This window comes from uncultured Gimesia sp., assembly GCF_937919775.1.
Classification (GTDB): domain Bacteria; phylum Planctomycetota; class Planctomycetia; order Planctomycetales; family Planctomycetaceae; genus Gimesia.
Window position 1 is genome coordinate 1 of record NZ_CALFPF010000235.1, and the last position, 16757, is coordinate 16757.

Consider the following 16757-nt stretch of genomic DNA (forward strand, 5'->3'; position numbering starts at 1 on the left):
AAAATTCCGTACGAAGCCACTTTCGGGACACCCACTAGCTAGTATTGGAAATATAACTCCTACAGAAAGAACGCAATTTCAGCGGAATATCGTCGATGTAAGAAATCAATACTTGCATGAGGCAGGGTTGTTCCCAACCACTGATGCTCAAATTAATACTCTATTGGCTGAAATGCACGTTTGTTTGACTAGAGTGGCGGCACTATAAAGCAATCAAGATCTCAGTTTGTTTGATAGTTATCAGCTTTAACATCTGCAGTAAATTTGTGTCATCTGTCGATCCCTTGGGATAACTCAAATTCGATTTAAAACATCATTTTTTAATCAAATGTTTTTTCTTCAGCTTCGATACTGATCCGTATTCCCTTAAAACCCGGGGTTTTCGAAAGCGGGTCGACGGTGTGCGGGACGAGGATGTTGGCTTCGGGGTAATACATCAAAGCGTTGCCGGCGCGGATGTCAAATGCGCGGACCAGAATGTACTGCATCTCCCCTACCTCACTTTTGACTTTAACCCGTTGATCGGGTTTTAAGCCGAGACGGTCGATGTCGGCTTTGTTCATCAGGATCACATCGCGGCGTTCCTGGCCGCGGTAGATGTCTTCATCGTCGTAGACCACACTGTTGAACTGCCCTTCCGAGCGGATTGTCATGAGACGCAGTTGTTTTTCATCGGTGTGCAGATCGGGTAATGGAATCGCATGGAATTTGGCTTTGCCGCTTGCTGTGGGGAATTTATATTCCTCAAAGGCCCGGCCGGTGACGTGGAATTCCTTGTTCGATTGAATTGTCTCTTTCATCCCTTCATAACCGGGAATCAGGTCGGCGATCAATTCACGGATCGCAGTGTGGCTTTCGAGTTTTTTCCAGTCGATGCGCTCATCGCCGGCGAACAGCTTTTGGCCGATGGCAGCCAGAATCGACACTTCGCTGCGCGGTCCTGCGAAACGGGACTTGCCGCCGTCACTCATACGGACGTAGCTGAACATCGACTCCTGTGTGGTGGATTGCGGTTCTTCATCGCGTGGAAGAACAGGCAGGATTAACGTTTCCTTGCCGGTGCCCCAGACGTGCCCCGTGTTTAATGTTGTGGAGAGATACAGGACGGTTTTTAAACGGCTCATCGCTTCGAGCGCATAGGTCGTATCCGGGTTGCTGCCGAACAGATTGCCGCCGAGACAGAAGGCGAAATCCATCTCTCCCCGGTGTGAGGCTTCCATGCAGGCCATCGTGTCATAACCGGGAGTCGTGGGGACCTTGATGCCGAGCTGACTTTCGAAGCGTTCGAGCATCGCCTGTTTCATGCCCGGCGTCACACCCACGGAACCGAGGCCCTGCACGTTACTATGCCCGCGAATCGGCATCAGGCCGGCTTTGCGGCGTCCAACCATGCCTCTTAATAGAGAGAGGTTAACGATTGACTGCACATTGTTCGTACCATGCAGGTGATGTGTGATGCCCATGCACCAGCCGATGACCACGTTTTTCGCGGCGAGATATTGATCGGTGATGGTCTGAATCGTGTTTTTGTCGACGCCGCTTTGCGCGACGATCTCGTCCCAGCTGGTGTTCTCCGCCTGTGCCTGGAAGGCTTCGAAATTCTCCGTATGCTGGGCGATGAAACTGGCGTCCTGGGCCTTGCGTTCGAGAACTTCCTTGGCAATGCCGGTCATTAATGCCAGATCGCCGCCGATGTGGGGTTGCACATACATCGAAGCGATGCTGGAACCGAACAGCATACTGCGGACATCACTGGGGACTTTGAAATTGGTCAGCCCGAGTTCCTTGACCGGATTGATCACGATCACTTTCCCGCCCCGCCGCCGGATTTCCATAAAGGCTTTCATCAGCCGCGGATGATTCGAAGACGGGTTCGCGCCGATCAGAATATATAGATCGGTGTGTTCCAGGTCTTCGAGACGAATGGTGCCTGCCCCGGTGCCGATGCTGGAACCGAGCCCCACGCCGCTGGCCTGATGGCAGTAGAAGGAGCAGTTGTTGACGTAATTCGTGCCCATCAGACGGGACAGCATTTGAAACAGAAAGCCGGCTTCGTTGGAGGAACGGCCGCTGGCATAATAAAACGCGCGTTCAGGGCCGGCTGCTTTCAGGCGGTCGACGACCAGATCAATGGCGGCGTCCCAGGAGATGGGTTTGTAATGATCTTCGCCGGCTGCAAGTAACAGCGGTTCGGTCAGACGACCGCTGTATTCGAGTTTTCGGGACGAAAACGAGCGCAGCTGGTCAAGATTGTATTTCGCGAAGAAATCGCCGGCGACCGCAGGCTGCATGTCGGACGCCATGGCCTGAAACGATTTTTTACAGACTTCCGGGAACAGGCCGGTCTCGTTGACCATGCCCCCCTTCTGCCCGCCCATGCCGACAGCGCAGGTCTTGCAGGCGTTTTTGGTCCGCATGGCTTTCCAGAGTTTCCACCAGCCGACTCGATTCGCCAGTGTCAGACTGTATTTGATCGCTTTCCAACCGCCGCCGCTACGTGGAGCTTTCACGTTTCGCCTTCCTTTGTTGTTCATCAGGAGCACACTGCAGTGAACCGTATTAATTTTGTCTTAAGGCATTTTTCATTCTTTTGCCAAAATCTGCAACCATTTCATGTTACGACGAGTATATCTAAATGAAAATGTGCAATCAATGTGTGAGCCCTCAAATCCGTACAGCAGGGCTTGCGGGGCTTTCCAGCGCGTTGATAGAATAATGCTGCCTGTCTTTTTTGGATTTGACGGAAGGATCACTTCATGTTGCGTTTCTGTTTGCGATGTCTGTGTTTACTGGTTCTGCTTTGCGGCAGCCCTCTTTGGGCGAATGACCAGCCGGAAACTGCCAAAACGGGCTTACTGACGTTTCGTCTGCCGACCGCGACAGGGGGCATTGTCGAGCTGACCGAAAAACCGCAGCACAAAGCGACGGTGGTCTGTTTTCTGGGGGCCGAATGTCCGCTGGCCCGATTGTACGGTCCCAAATTGAATGCGATGCAGGCCGCGTATCAGGCGCAGGGCGTGCAATTCATCGGCGTGAACAGCAATCAGCAGGATTCGCTCGAAGACGTGCAGAAATACGTCAAACGGTATGAAATTCAGTTCCCGATGGCCAAGGATTATAACAACGAAGTCGCTGACCGGTTCGGAGCCGTGCGGACTCCCGAAGTGTTTGTGCTGGACGATCAGTTAAACGTGAAATACCGCGGGCGCATTGATAATCAATATCTGCCGGGAATCTCGCGGGCGGAAACCACATCACACGATCTGAAAAATGCGCTGGATCAGGTGCTGGCCGGCAAACCCGTGGAAGTCGCGGTAACCAAACCCAACGGCTGTTTCATCGGTCGCGTCAAACAGACCGAAGTGAAAACCAGCCTGACGTTCTGTAAAGAAGTCGCCGGTGTCTTGAATCAGCATTGTGTGGAATGTCATCGCAAAGGGGAAATCGGGCCGTTCAGTTTGACCGACTACGATGAAGTGCGTGGCTGGGCCGACACGATGCTCGAAACGATTGATGACGGCCGGATGCCTCCCTGGCATGCGAGCCCGAAGTATGGTCATTATGCCAATGCGCGGTTTATGTCTGAGGATGATAAAAAAATTCTGCGCGACTGGGTTGCGGGAGGCATGCCGTTCGGCGACGTGAAAGATTTGCCGAAGCTTCCCACGTTCCGCGACGGTTGGCATCTGCCTCAGGTGCCGGACGCCGTGTATGAAATGCGGAATCGACCGTTTGTCGTTCCCAAAGAAGGCGTGGTGGAGTATCAGTATTTCGTCGTTGATCCGGGTTTCAAAGAAGACAAATGGATCACCGGAGCACAGGTTCTGCCCGGCAATCGGTCGGTGGTACATCATGCGATTGTTTTTATTCGTCCGCCGGACGGGGCAGACTTTCGGGGCATTGGCTGGTTAACCGCTTATGTGCCGGGACAGCGGATCAAAAAGTTGCCTGAAGGACGCGGACGCCGTGTTCCCGCTGGTTCGAAACTGGTGTTCCAGATGCATTACACGCCGAATGGAACGGCGGGAGAAGATATTTCCAAGGTCGGACTGTTATTCGGCAAAGAGGAAGAGATCACACACGAAGTCTTCACGATGATCGGCATCGATCAGGAATTTGAAATTCCGCCCAATACCAATGATTTTCCGGTGTCGGCGAAAGTGCACCGGATACCGCCGCAGGCAGAACTGCTGGCGATTGCCCCGCATATGCACCTGCGCGGCAAATCGTTTCGCCTGTTCATGAAGCAGAAAGACACAAAAGACAAGTCGGAAATTCTGCTGGATGTGCCTCATTATGATTTTAACTGGCAGCACATTTATGAATTAAGCCAGCCGATGCAGCTCGACAAGATTGATTCGCTCGAATTCACCGTCAAGTTTGACAATTCGAAAGAAAACCCGTTCAACCCCGATCCGAATGAATATGTGACCTGGGGCGATCAGACCTGGGAAGAGATGGCGATTGCGTTTTTTGAAATTGCGGAGCCGAGGGCAAACAAAAAGAATGAGAAAAAAGTCAGTAAAAAAACGCCCAGGAAGGAAATGGCGGAAGAGGAACAGAAAAAGAAATACGAGCTGTTTGTCACTGAATTTATTCAGCGCTTCGATAAAAATCAGAATGGTCAAGTAGAAGTGGATGAGGTACCGCTGGCAACGCAACGCTATGGGCAGTATCGGGACTACGACGGTGATGGCATTATCGGGAAAGATGATCTCTGGAAACGATAAAAGAAACGTGGTTTCCCGGGAATCATGAGCCGGGGTGTTGAATCTGAGGCTACCTGAATCGCCTGACTCTGCTGACAGAAAGTGAATCGAGAGTGTCACGTACGTTTAATCGCTGTTCGGTCTGGATGGTTGATCATCCCCTGCTGGTAACCCTGTTTATTCTGCTGCTCAGCGGGATCGCGATGCTGGGCTATACTATGCCGGAACAGGTGCGCGACTGGTTTACTGCGGAGCCTGTCCAACCGGTCCGGCAGCAACCAGACAAACCACGTAAAGTCCGCGAAGCGCCGCCGGACGTCGATCCGATCAGTCTGACGGACGGCGACACGATTCTGGTGATCGATTCCGATCAGTTTTTTACCACAGACGGCGTGAAAGCGCTGCGGGAAATTGTCGAAGAAATCGAAGCGCTGGATTACGTGCAGAGTGTCTTCTGGCTGGATGATATTCCCAATCTGAATATTTTCGGTTTACGCGAACCGTTAATTCCGAATGAACGCGCTTCGCAGAAACGGATGGATGCGGCGAAAGAAAAGACGATCCATCATCCGCTGGTGGGAGGTCAGTTACTCTCGGTCGATGGCAAAACACTGCTGCTCATGGTCAAATTTGACTGGTTGCACGTGGTCGACGATGAAGCTTGCACCACCGGTCTCAAGCAGGTCGCAGAAAAAGTGACCGCGCAATATCCGGAGCTTCACTTTTCCTTTATGACCACCGGACATGTGCCGATCTATTTGACCGCCGTCCGGACGCATAATGCCAACAAAGTGAAATACCAGGTCATCGGTTACGGGATGATCCTGTTCATGGCGATTATCCTGTTTCGGGGAATCTCGGCTGTGATCATCGTGGCACTCGCGCCGATGTTCGGTGTCTTTCTGACAATGGGCATTATTCAGTTTCTGGACTTTCAGGATAACCCGTTTAATGATGTGGTGCTTCCGGTGCTGCTGAGTCTGGTCGGTTTGACCGATGGCGTGCATCTGATGGTGCAGATCCGACGGCATCGGGCTTCGGGTTTAAGTGGCCGGGATGCGGCCCGACGGGGAATTCAGGAAGTCGGACTCGCCTGTTTTTTGACTTCCGTGACAACGGCGATTGGCTTTGGTTCTCTTTCACTGGCACATCACGATACAGTGCGCGAGTTCGGGTACAGTTGTGTGATCGGTGTGCTGTTGACGTTCATTGCTGTGATCACGGTGATTCCCCTGGCCTGTCGCACTTGGCTGGGACGTTCAATTCATCAGGGATACGGCAAGGGAATTATCGACCAGCATCTGGGGCGGATCAGTGTGATTATTGAGCTGGTTCTCAAGCGGTCCCGGCTGATCAGTTCGGTGGGCATTGGCGTGACTGCGGTACTGATTTTGATTTCGTTAACGCTCAGACCGGACGAACGGCGGGCGAATATGCTGCCCGAAGGTTCCGAAGCGGCATTGGCACTGAACCACATGGATCTGGCGATGGGGGGACTGGAACATTCGAGTGTGCGTGTTACATGGAATGATCAGGTTGCCTCCGATTCGCCGGAAGTCTTAATCGCCATCAGCCAGGTGGATGACTTACTACTTCAGGAGTCTTTAATCGGGCATCCGATTTCGATTCGCAATATCCTGGCAGCATTGCCCGGTGACGGGCCTCCGGAGGAGCGGATGTCGATGATGGATCTGCTGCCGCCTCCTTTGAAGCGTGCGTTTTATACGCCGGAATCTCATCGGGCGGAAGTCAGTTTTCATGTGCAGGACCTGGGGATTGCCAAATATGGACCGACTTTTACGCGGATTGAAGAGGGTTTGAAAACGATCGCTGTCGAACATCCGCAGTTTCAATTTGAACTCGTTGGTTCCGCGGTCTGGCGCTGGAAAAACCTGTATCAGATTGTGGTCGATCTGGCGTCCAGTCTGGGGAGTGCGGCGATCATTATTTTGATAGTGCTGGCGATTGCGTTCCGTTCTTTACGGCTGGGTTTGATTTCGATTATTCCGAATATGTTTCCGCTGGCAGTCACTGGAGCGTTTCTGGTGTTTACCGGACAGGCGTTGGAGATTGTCTCGGTCTGTGCGTTTACGGTCTGTCTGGGAATAGCCGTCGATGATACGATTCACTTCCTGACGCGGTTCCGCGAAGAACAATTGCTGGTGGATAGTGATGAGGAAGCGATCCGCCGCGCGTTTACAGGAGTTGGCACCGCGCTGATCATGACGACCGTGATTCTGGTGGCCGGTTTCTCGACTGTCGTCTTCAGCGATATGCGCGATCAGCGGATTTTTGCCATCATGAGCGGCTTGACGATTGCCTCTGCGTTGTTCGGCGATCTGGTGTTCCTGCCTGCGTTACTGGCTCAGTACGCCAAACGGTCTCAGGTACCGGCGATGGAAGAATCCGAGGCAGTCATTGACCAGCCGGTCGAAGAGTCGCTGGTGCGGGAATAATATCGGCTTTGGAAAATCAGTGTCTCAGGACGTATATTCTTCTAAGTAAAGTTAAATAATTTGACTTTGCTGCCGAAAAACGGTACGATACAGCCTCACCGAAAAGGTTATATTCACTTCATTTAAGTGAATAAACTCCCGCCCTGAACGCGTTCCCTTTCAAAAAGGAACCATGCATTGTATTACCGAGCTATTGCTTTACTGCTGCCGGGTTTTCTCACCTGCTTCGCCTGGGGCTCGTCTGCCGCAGCCGCTGATTCTCAACTGACGTTTGAAAAAGACATTCGTCCGATTTTCAAGGCGTACTGTTTTCACTGTCATGGGGAAGAAAAGGAGCTTTCCGGCGCGCTGGATGTTCGCTTACAGCGATTGATTATGCGCGGCGGGGAATCCGGCGAAGCGATTGTACCGGGGAAACACGCTGAGAGTCTGCTGTTCCAACATGTGGAATCGGGGGAGATGCCGCCCGATGAAAAACTGCGTTTGAAACCCGATGAGGTGGCGCTCATTGCCAGATGGATTGACCAGGGAGCACCGACGGCGGGCCCGGAACCCAAAGGGGATATCAAGCCGGGAGATTTTCTGATTACCGAAGATGAGCGTTCACATTGGGCGTTTCGACCGATTCAGAAAGCGGTGCTACCCGTCGTGGGAGAATTAGCGAAAGAGAAAACACAGACAGAAATCAACCCGGTGGATACCTTCATCGCGCGGAAGTTGAAAGCCAATGGCCTGTGGTTCTCTGAGGAAGCCGATCGACTGACCTTAATCAGACGGGCCGCCTACGATTTGACCGGCCTGCCCCCTGCTCCGAAAGATGTGGACGCGTTTCTGGCAGATCAGTCACCCGCTGCTTACGAAAAAATGATCAATCGTCTGCTGGAGTCGCCACACTATGGGGAACGCTGGGCGCGGCACTGGCTGGATGTAGCAGGTTACGCTGATTCAGAAGGTTACGATGATAAGGATCTGGTTCGTCCCGATGCCTGGCATTATCGGGATTATGTGATTCGTTCCTTGAATGCAGATAAGCCGTGGGATCAATTGATTATTGAACAGTTAGCGGGGGACGAGCTGGTGAAAGCCACACATGCGTCTGCTCAGAAACTGGTTGAAGAGGACGCCGCTGCCTGTGATATGTTAACAGCGACGGGTTTTTTGCGACTGGCTCCCGATGGGACCGGCTCCAGCCCGATGGATGTTGCGCTGGCACGCAATCAGGTGATTACCGAAAGCGTCAAGATTCTCTCTTCCTCTCTGCTGGGTATGACCGTGGGTTGTGCTGAATGTCATCATCATCGATTCGATCCGATTCCGCAACAGGATTTTTATCGTTTACGGGCCGTGATTGCTCCCGTGTATGATGCGGAAAAATGGCGTGTTCCCGCCAACCGCCGGGCTGCTTTGCTGTCAAAGGAAGATAAAGCCAGGGCGGCTGAACTCGCGGCGAAAGTGAAAGTGTTAGACGAACAGCATAATAAAGTCAAAGCAGAAGTCACACAGCTCATTGCCGAACGCGTTCTCAAAGAAATTCCTGAGGCTGAGAAAGAACGTGCAAAGACGGCGTATGAGACCGAACGCAAGCTGCGTACTGATGAGCAGGCCGAATTTCTCAAAAAGAAATATCCCATGCTGGATTTACTGGCTCCGGGCAATCTGCATCTCTTTTTAGCCCGCTATAAAGATGGCGACGATCTGAAGAAGCGGTTTGAAGATGTGAAAGCGGAAGCAGATCAACTCAGAGCACAGATTCCCCAGCCCGAATTCATCAGAATTGCGACAGAAGATCCACAACATCTGCCAGATACGTTTGTCTTTTATCGTGGTGATATTTCCTCGCCCGAAGCGGATAAAATCGTTCCCGGCGGTTTGACGGTGATTGGCTCGGAAGCCGAGAATACGTTTTCCCTTGATGACCCCGAACTGCCGACAACGGGGCGTCGTCTGGCGTATGCCCGTTACCTGACGAACGGGAAACATCCGCTGGTTGCTCGTGTGTTAATGAACCGTTTCTGGATGCATCATTTCGGGCAGGCGATTGTCGATTCCACGGGGGATTTCGGTTCGCGTTCTGCCACGCCGACTCATCCGGAACTGTTAGACTGGTTGGCCGCTGATTTTATGGAACACGGCTGGCAGTTGAAACGGATTCACCGTCTGATTATGACCTCCCGCACTTATCGACAGACGTCGACATCCCAATCCGAAAAAGCCGCCTCGGTCGATGCCGATAATCGTCTGTTAGGGCGGATGAATATGAGACGACTGGAAGCCGAAGCGATTCGCGATGCGATTCTGGCAGTCAGTGGCGAACTCAATCAGGATCAGTTTGGCGAACCGATTCCCGTCTCTCTGTCTGATAGCGGCATCATCACGGTCGGTGCCGGAAAAATTTCGAAAGATCGGAGGGAGCTGAAACGGTCGATTTATATTCAGGTCCGCAGAACACAGCCGGTCACGATGTTGAACGCCTTTGATGCCCCCAGTATGGAGCCTAATTGTGAGCGCCGGGTCTTTTCCACGGTTGCGACGCAGTCTCTGGCGTTACTTAATAGCGAGTTCATGCGGAATCAATCGGTGGCCTTCGCAAAACGGGTACTTGCCAGTGCCGGTAAAGAGGCCGATGATGCGGCGTTGATTAAAACCGCCTGGAAGATGGCGCTCAGCAACGAGCCCTCTGAAACGGAAATGCGGGCATTGCAGAAACACATGCAGTTGCAGCTGAGCGAGTATCAAACGAGAAAAGTGAAAGATCCCCGACAGGAGGCACTGACGTCTTTGTGTCATGTCCTGTTTGGTACGAATCAATTTTTGTATGTTGAGTAAGAGGTTATTCGTTATTCCCGTCAGATAACAAATGTCTGACGTTTTCAGATCCTCTCCGAAGGGAGTGAATTGTGTCACATCGTTCCGTAAATTCCTCTGACAGTTCACGTCGTCATTTCCTGGCACAGAGTGCCTTCGGGGTTTCGTCACTGGCTCTGGCCACATTGTTGAAAGACGAACAACTTCTGGCGGCTCCTGAAAAACCGACCCTGGAAGAGATAACGTACGATCTGTTACCAAAAAAGACGAAACACCCTGCCCGCGCTAAATCGATGATTTCGATTTTCTGTGGCGGCGGGCCGAGTCATCTCGATCTGTTTGATCGTAAGCCGTTGCTCGACGAATATGCCGGCAAACGGTTTCCCGGCGATGGAATCAAATATGACAATGCAGGCCAGGCAACATCGATCATCATGCCGGCTCCCAACACGTTTCAAAAATGCGGCGAGTCGGGGATGGAAATCAATACGGCGATGCTGCCGCATCTGGGAAAAGTCGTCGATGACATCACGCTGATTCGCTCGATGCAGTTGCCGAACATTCGAAATCACGTGGCCGGCATGCGGGCGATGACCACCGGTCGCGGTCGCGAAGGCTGGCCTTCTCTGGGGAGCTGGCTGACTTACGGGTTGGGAGCAGAAACACAGAATCTACCCGCGTTTGTCGCCATCACGATTCCAAAAAATCCGGTCGGTTCTCCCTACTGGGACAGTCGCCAGTTACCGTCGATTTATCAGGGAACCGTTGTCAGCAAAACCGAGCCGCGGATTGCGAACCTGAATCCCATTACACAGCTCAAAGGCAAACCGCAGGGAAATCAACTGGATCTGCTGAAAGAACTGAACCAGATTCATTTGGGGCGACACCCGGGCGAACATGATCTTTCTGCCCGGATTGCCAGTTATGAACTGGCGGCGCGGATGCAGACGGCTGCTTCGGAAGCGTTGGATCTGACGAAAGAGACCGAAGCGACGCATAAAATGTATGGCGTTGATGATCCGGTGACGAAAGAGTTCGCCGACGCGTGTATCCTGGCTCGGCGGTTTGTTGAGCGCGGCGTGCGATTCGTGCAGATCTGGAATTATGGCTGGGACATGCATGAAAACATTTTTGAATCGCTGCAGAGACGCTGCGACGCTTCGGATAAACCTTGTGCAGCCTTAGTCACCGATTTGAAAAAACGGGGTCTGCTGGATTCCACGATTGTGCAATGGGGGGGCGAAATGGGACGTTTGCCCGTGGTCCAAGACCGGGGCGCCGGCAAAAAACCGGGCCGCGATCATAACACGGAAGGTTTCAGTATCTGGATGGCCGGCGGCGGTATCAAAGAGGGGCACATTTATGGTGCGACGGATGACTTTGGTCACCGGGCCGTTGAAGATGTGGTGACCCAGCACGATTTCCATGCGACACTGTTACATCAGTTCGGCTTGAATTCTGAAGAATTGCATTATGACCACAATGCCCAGCCTGTGTCTTTGGTGGAACCTGGTCAGGGAAAAGTGGCGACTGGTATTTTGAAGTAAGTCCGTTGATCTAAGGAGTGGGTATGCCGGGACGACGTGTCAGTATGATCGGATTGATGCTGTCAGTCATTGTCGCTGTTCAGAATGCAGGGGCGGGCGAACTTGTTGTCTCGTCTGCTTTTGAGGGGGGATCTGCTGAAGTTGTCGAGATCGATCAGGCGAAACGGTCGATTCAAATTCGCCCGGCCGGTGATCCGCAGTTTGGCTGGCCTTGCTGGTGGTATTTTCAAGTGAGCGGGGTCCAACCGGGGGAAACGATTTCGGTGACCGTTGATGCCAGTCAACTGAAACAGGCCAACGGCCAGAAACTGGCGAGCAACTGGGCACTACCGGAGCGGGCCGCTTTCAGCACGGATCAGAAATACTGGCTGCAGACGTCCGCGGGAGTCAAGGCTGACGATACCTGTCTGTGGACGATGAAGGTCGATGCGGAACAGGCGTGGTTTGCCTGGGGGCCGCCGTTTGTACCCGCTGACGCGAAACAGCTGGTGGATCGATTGAGCCGGGAACACGCTGATGTGACGGCGTTTGAATTGTGTAAGACCCGTGCGGGGCGTGTGGTCCCCGCTTTAGTGGTGGGTCAAAGCGGAAGCGACGCGGATTCGCGCATGGTGATCTGGGTTCAGGCCCGGCAGCATGCGTGGGAGTCGGGGGGGAGCTGGGTCGGTCGCGGCTTCATTGAATGGGCGGTCAGCGATGAGCCACAGGCGGTCGCATTGAGAAAAATAGCGGACATTTATTTTGTGCCGATTATGGACATTGATAATGTGGCGACCGGCAACGGGGGCAAAAATCAGGTGCCGCACGACCATAACCGGGACTGGTCGGAAACGCCTGAATGGAATTCCGTCAAAATGGCGATGCGGTTCATAAAAGAATTAGAGCGGCAGAACCGGCTCGTGCTGTTTGTCGATTTACATAATCCGGGCTCGAATTCCCCACGCCCGTTTTTTTATGTATCGCCCCCGGAACTGGCGACAAAAAAGAGGAAACAGCTTCAGGATGCATTCATTGCCGCCTGTCGGCTGGAGATGAAAACACCGTTGAAGCTGGATCAGAGTACCCCGTCGACCGGTCCCGGGTATGATCAACGCTGGAAGGAAATTTCCAGCAACTGGGTACGCAGTGCCACGCGCGAATATGTCGTGGGGATTACACTGGAGACCTGCTGGAATACACCACACAGCAACCCGGCGGGTTATATGGCCGTGGGCCAGCAGCTGGGCCGGGGGATCGCCCGCTACCTGGAACAAGACCCGCGCTCATCCCCTGCCCCTGATTGAGCAAGGACTGTGCCCCGTGGTCAGGCGTTTTCATCCATTTTGTCGAAGACGGCTTTCATCAGCAGCGGCAGGACAACGGTCGCGTCGGCGTAGACTTCGGCGAACAGCCCACCATCCTGCGGAGAGACAAACTTGCCCCAGCTGACCCCTTCCGAATAAGTACAGCCGGAGAGACCACCCCAGTGAACCGGTTCAGGACAGATGCGGACGCCGTATTTGAAGCGGGGTTCTTTCCACTCTGTGCCCAGACGGAAGTTGGCGATTTCATAATACGGGGCCACCTGTTGTGCCCAGTTACGGGGGACGCCACCGCCGATCGTGAAGATGCCGAGTGTCATGACATCGCGCATCAGGCGGGCATATTCCTGCAGATCAATAAACGGATTGAAACTGGGCAGGACCTTCAAAATCTCATCCTGATCGAGTTCTTCCAGCGATTTGCCGGATTGCGCGATGAATTCTGACATGGCCCAGGTGGAGACGTCGAGGCCGATTTCACTGTCGGTGAAAGCGGGAATAAATACTGGTACGTTTTGTTCGTAGGCACTTCTGAGAATGCCACGTCCGTCGTCGAGTTCGGACAAACGCTGACCTAAAGCCCGGCAGAGGCGGGCCGAGGACCAGGTGCCATCTTCCGGCTGGGAATCTCTGAGTACGGAGCGGACCAGCCGTTCGACGTTATTCAGATTGGATTCCATTTCGAGTGTATCGTAGATGCGGTTGTAACCCTTTTTATAGAGGGTTTCATCAGAGTCATTGGGATTGTACTGGTAATGTACCAGGCCGATGGATTCGGTTAAGCCATGCGCGATCAGAGCACCTGTGGCCACAACGGCGTGGACCAGCCCCCGGTCGATCATGTCGCAGATGATGCTTCCCTGTTTGGCCACGGTCATGGCACCGGAAAGTGTCAGCACGACTTTGCAGTCGGAATCCTGAGACATTTCAAGCAGGATATCGTAGGCAACACCCAGTTTTCTGCCTGAGAAGGCTGTCTCGGACATTGCCTGTAAGAGTTCGGGAAAGGAATTGACTTTGGACAGGTCCAGGCTTTTCAGAGGTTTTAAGCCATCGCCGCGGCCGTCGTGGAACTCTCGTTCTCCACTCATTGTTACTTTCCTTACACCACTACGCAGAAATCAGGTAGCTGAGACAGAGCAACGCACAGGCAAATGCGTTCGGTGACTGCAGGCAGGCACCAGAACGCACTTGTCGTAATGCGGTTATAAAACATTGGATTCAACAACATTCAATCTATCAGGACCAACTCGGAAACTGTAGGCAGTTGCGAGGGGTTTCTTGAGCGATGATTGAATTGATGCGAATTTATAGAGCAGCGACCTGATCTGCTTCACAGGCGAAACTATTCGGTTCCCGTAAAGCAGGTTGCCCATTTGGAATGGGGAAGCGTGGCATCTCCAGAATACTGACATCACCGAGGTCAACTTCTTCCCGAATATAACGTAACACGTCATTCGGGTCGGTGTCGCCACAAGTGAAGACGTCCAGAGCGATTAAGCCCAAGTCGGCATAGCAGTGAGCTGAGCAGTGGCTTTCATCTAGAAGGCACATAGCTGTGAAGCCCGGTGCTGAATTGTGACCAAAGTGATATCTGACCTGTGAAATCACAGTTGCACCAGCGCGGGTAGCTCCACGCGCCATGGCTTCAAGTACCAGTTGGTCGTTTAGACAAATGTCCCGCGAGACATTGCGACAATCAATGAGAAGATGTCTTCCTTTATGCAACTCATAAACCCTCCGCTAGAGGTGCCTGAAAAAAATGGCATCCGATTTTAATGAAATGTTCGAGACGATTTCGAATCGTAATGCCTATATCGGTACGCTTTTTTTAAAGTGCGAGATTATTACGTGATAACCAGAGAAAATACAAGAAATAAACCGTCGATTTTGCGCTGATTTTACAAAAATCAAATATAAGTCAGGTTGGGGGTGGTACAGGAGGGGGCTTGGGCTCCAACTAGTGGCGGCATTGTGACTTCAGAGCTCATGGAACAATCCGGCGATCACTGATGAATTCCCGGGGGCTGGAATCGCGGGATGCTTTAAATCTCCCGAAAGCGCGCTCGCGGAAAAATCCTTTGTTTTCCGGGACGGATCGGACCCGTTCTTGTGAGATAAGTGGCTTCTCGATAACCCTTTATGAGTAAATGGTAAATTGAGACTCCACCCCGGAGAGTCTCAAGTTGATTTGGAAGCATCTCGAGGGCTGCGAATATTGACAGGCAACGAGTCCACGTCGGAGAAGTTTGCCGCAAGCAGGAGGATGAGAATCTGCTTTTACACGATGAGCCAATCCGACTAATTATCCGGCTGCTTTCAAATCAAAAGTAAATTCATTTGCGTCTGATTTGACATCAACCTTCAAAGGACTGGTTTTGATCGTTCGAACCGGCTTGGGGATCGCTGAATCATTTTGCGGCTTAGTGGCAGGTTGCTCGATGCCGGGAATCACCGGTTCGGGAGCGGGAGGATTAATTGTGAGCGTATAGGTTCCTAACGCCACATTGGCAATCGTTGCTTTTCCCAGACTGTCGAGAGTGCCTCCCCCGCCTTCGCCTGTCTGTTCATTGACCAGGTCGATCTGGGCTTCCGCAACGGGATCGCTGCCAGAGGTGATTTGAATTGTGACATCCCGCCTGGGTTTCGCGGATCCCGGAGACTGTCCACAGCCTGCCAGGCAGATGCAGAGAACCAGTAAGAGTCCGGTGAAAAGTGATTGTGGTGGAGCGTATTTTTTTCGTGGTATGGATTTCATGATCATTTCCGAAGGAAGGATTTACAGGCGGGCAGGATATTGATTGCTGGAAATCAATTGAGTGTCCCCCCTGATCGCAGGTGATCAGGGGAGAACTTTGAGTCAACAGGCGGGTTTAATATTCTCCGATGACTTTTCCATCATCGCGGACGCATAGTTGTCTGAGTGTTTCCATGTCAATATTTTCGGAGATAAACCGCACAGCCCCGTCGGTCAAAACCACGTGAACTCCCCCGACATGGTGGGAGTTGATAATGGTATTGGCAGAATAGCGACTGTTCCCAGCGGTGGGCGCGGTGGATTTCCAGTAGGAATTTGGCGGATATCGCACGGTTGTCGTCCCTGCGGCATACCAGAAGCCGCCTGCGCTCAATGGCAGTGGCGTACCAGCATTCCAGGTAGAAAGGCTGGAATTAGCCCAGCCATGCCATGCCCCGAGTGCGTTGGCACTTTTTTGTGTCCCACTCACCTGACCTGATTGCTCCGCAAGGATGATTGTGTTGGACGTTCCATCCGTGCAGTCGCGAAAGCGTTTGCTTTCAAAAGGGATCAACATGCCCGTATTGCAGTTACTGGAGCTACTGGCCAGTAAATCCCCCGTACAGACACTGGTGCGACCTGCAGGGTCTGGTGTGGCTCCGGAGATCCCCACATAATCAATGATCATACTTTGCAGGCTCGGATCAGTGTTACTGGCGGAATAATTGAAATCCGTCGTGTTTGTCATGCCGTAGGAATTCGAAGGGCATTTAAAAACGGGCAGTCTCACTGAATACAGGACCGTGTTGCCGGGAAAGCCTGAGTGTGCCCAGTAACAATCGGCTTTCGTTAACTGGGAAAAGACATTCGCCTGATCAAGATAAGGTAATACGCCGATGCGCCAGTTGGAATAAGATCCGGTTTGCGAACCAATGGGTAATGCAGTGAAATTATCATTGTAATTATGAAGTGCCAACCCGAGTTGTTTCATATTGTTTTTGCATGTCGAGCGTCGGGCCGCTTCGCGTGCCTGCTGTACTGCCGGCAGTAACAGTGCAATCAGGATCGCGATAATGGCGATCACGACCAGAAGTTCGATCAATGTGAAGCCCCGTTTCAGTGGGGTATGAGTACGCATAGATTTGTTCCTAGATAAAAAAATTCAATTTCAAGTGTGCCTGGTCTGAGTCATGTAGCAACTT

Annotated in this window: 11 protein-coding genes; 6 read left to right on the forward strand and 5 right to left on the reverse strand. The window is 52.4% G+C overall.

The features are described from left to right. Positions 1-208 (forward strand): hypothetical protein (locus Q0294_RS06130; protein ID WP_299461968.1); only part of this gene is annotated, 208 nt, incomplete at its 5' end. Positions 209-320: 112 nt separating this feature from the next. Here Q0294_RS06130 and Q0294_RS06135 read toward each other — a convergent pair. Beyond that, entirely contained in the window at positions 321-2510 is a 2190-nt protein-coding gene (locus tag Q0294_RS06135) for an FdhF/YdeP family oxidoreductase (RefSeq protein WP_299461970.1), read from the reverse strand. Between the two features lie 246 nt (positions 2511-2756). Here Q0294_RS06135 and Q0294_RS06140 point away from each other — a divergent pair, with 246 nt between their 5' ends. The 5 genes from Q0294_RS06140 to Q0294_RS06160 all read left to right on the forward strand — a co-directional run bounded on the left by Q0294_RS06140 (position 2757) and on the right by Q0294_RS06160 (position 12800). Continuing rightward, the gene (locus Q0294_RS06140; protein WP_299461972.1) at positions 2757-4730 is read left to right on the forward strand and encodes a redoxin domain-containing protein; all 1974 of its coding nucleotides are present in this window, start codon (positions 2757-2759) and stop codon (positions 4728-4730) included. A 92-nt stretch (positions 4731-4822) separates the two neighbouring features. Then, positions 4823-7165, forward strand: coding sequence for an MMPL family transporter (locus tag Q0294_RS06145; protein WP_299461974.1), 2343 nt, complete (start codon positions 4823-4825; stop codon positions 7163-7165). A gap of 177 nt (positions 7166-7342) precedes the next feature. Then, positions 7343-9991: a DUF1553 domain-containing protein gene (locus Q0294_RS06150; RefSeq protein ID WP_299461976.1), complete on the forward strand. Its 2649-nt coding sequence runs from the start codon at positions 7343-7345 to the stop codon at positions 9989-9991. A gap of 71 nt (positions 9992-10062) precedes the next feature. Further along, positions 10063-11517 (forward strand): DUF1501 domain-containing protein, encoded by a 1455-nt coding sequence (locus tag Q0294_RS06155; protein WP_299461978.1) that lies wholly within the window; start codon positions 10063-10065, stop codon positions 11515-11517. A gap of 23 nt (positions 11518-11540) precedes the next feature. Beyond that, a complete protein-coding gene (locus tag Q0294_RS06160; RefSeq protein ID WP_299461980.1) occupies positions 11541-12800 on the forward strand; it encodes a M14-type cytosolic carboxypeptidase in 1260 nt (419 codons plus the stop codon). A 20-nt stretch (positions 12801-12820) separates the two neighbouring features. Here Q0294_RS06160 and Q0294_RS06165 read toward each other — a convergent pair whose 3' ends face one another. The 4 genes from Q0294_RS06165 to Q0294_RS06180 all read right to left on the reverse strand — a co-directional run bounded on the left by Q0294_RS06165 (position 12821) and on the right by Q0294_RS06180 (position 16693). Beyond that, positions 12821-13909 carry a deoxyhypusine synthase family protein gene (locus Q0294_RS06165; RefSeq protein ID WP_299461982.1) on the reverse strand — a complete coding sequence of 363 codons (1089 nt, stop codon included), beginning with the start codon at positions 13907-13909 and terminating at the stop codon, positions 12821-12823. Between the two features lie 217 nt (positions 13910-14126). Next, positions 14127-14546 carry an adenosylmethionine decarboxylase gene (gene speD / locus Q0294_RS06170; RefSeq protein ID WP_299461984.1) on the reverse strand — a complete coding sequence of 140 codons (420 nt, stop codon included), beginning with the start codon at positions 14544-14546 and terminating at the stop codon, positions 14127-14129. A gap of 577 nt (positions 14547-15123) precedes the next feature. Next, complete coding sequence (locus Q0294_RS06175) at positions 15124-15576, reverse strand: carboxypeptidase-like regulatory domain-containing protein (RefSeq protein WP_299461986.1); 453 nt, start codon at positions 15574-15576, stop codon at positions 15124-15126. A gap of 115 nt (positions 15577-15691) precedes the next feature. Beyond that, positions 15692-16693: a DUF1559 domain-containing protein gene (locus Q0294_RS06180; RefSeq protein WP_299461988.1), complete on the reverse strand. Its 1002-nt coding sequence runs from the start codon at positions 16691-16693 to the stop codon at positions 15692-15694. Between the last annotated feature and the right edge of the window lie 64 nt (positions 16694-16757).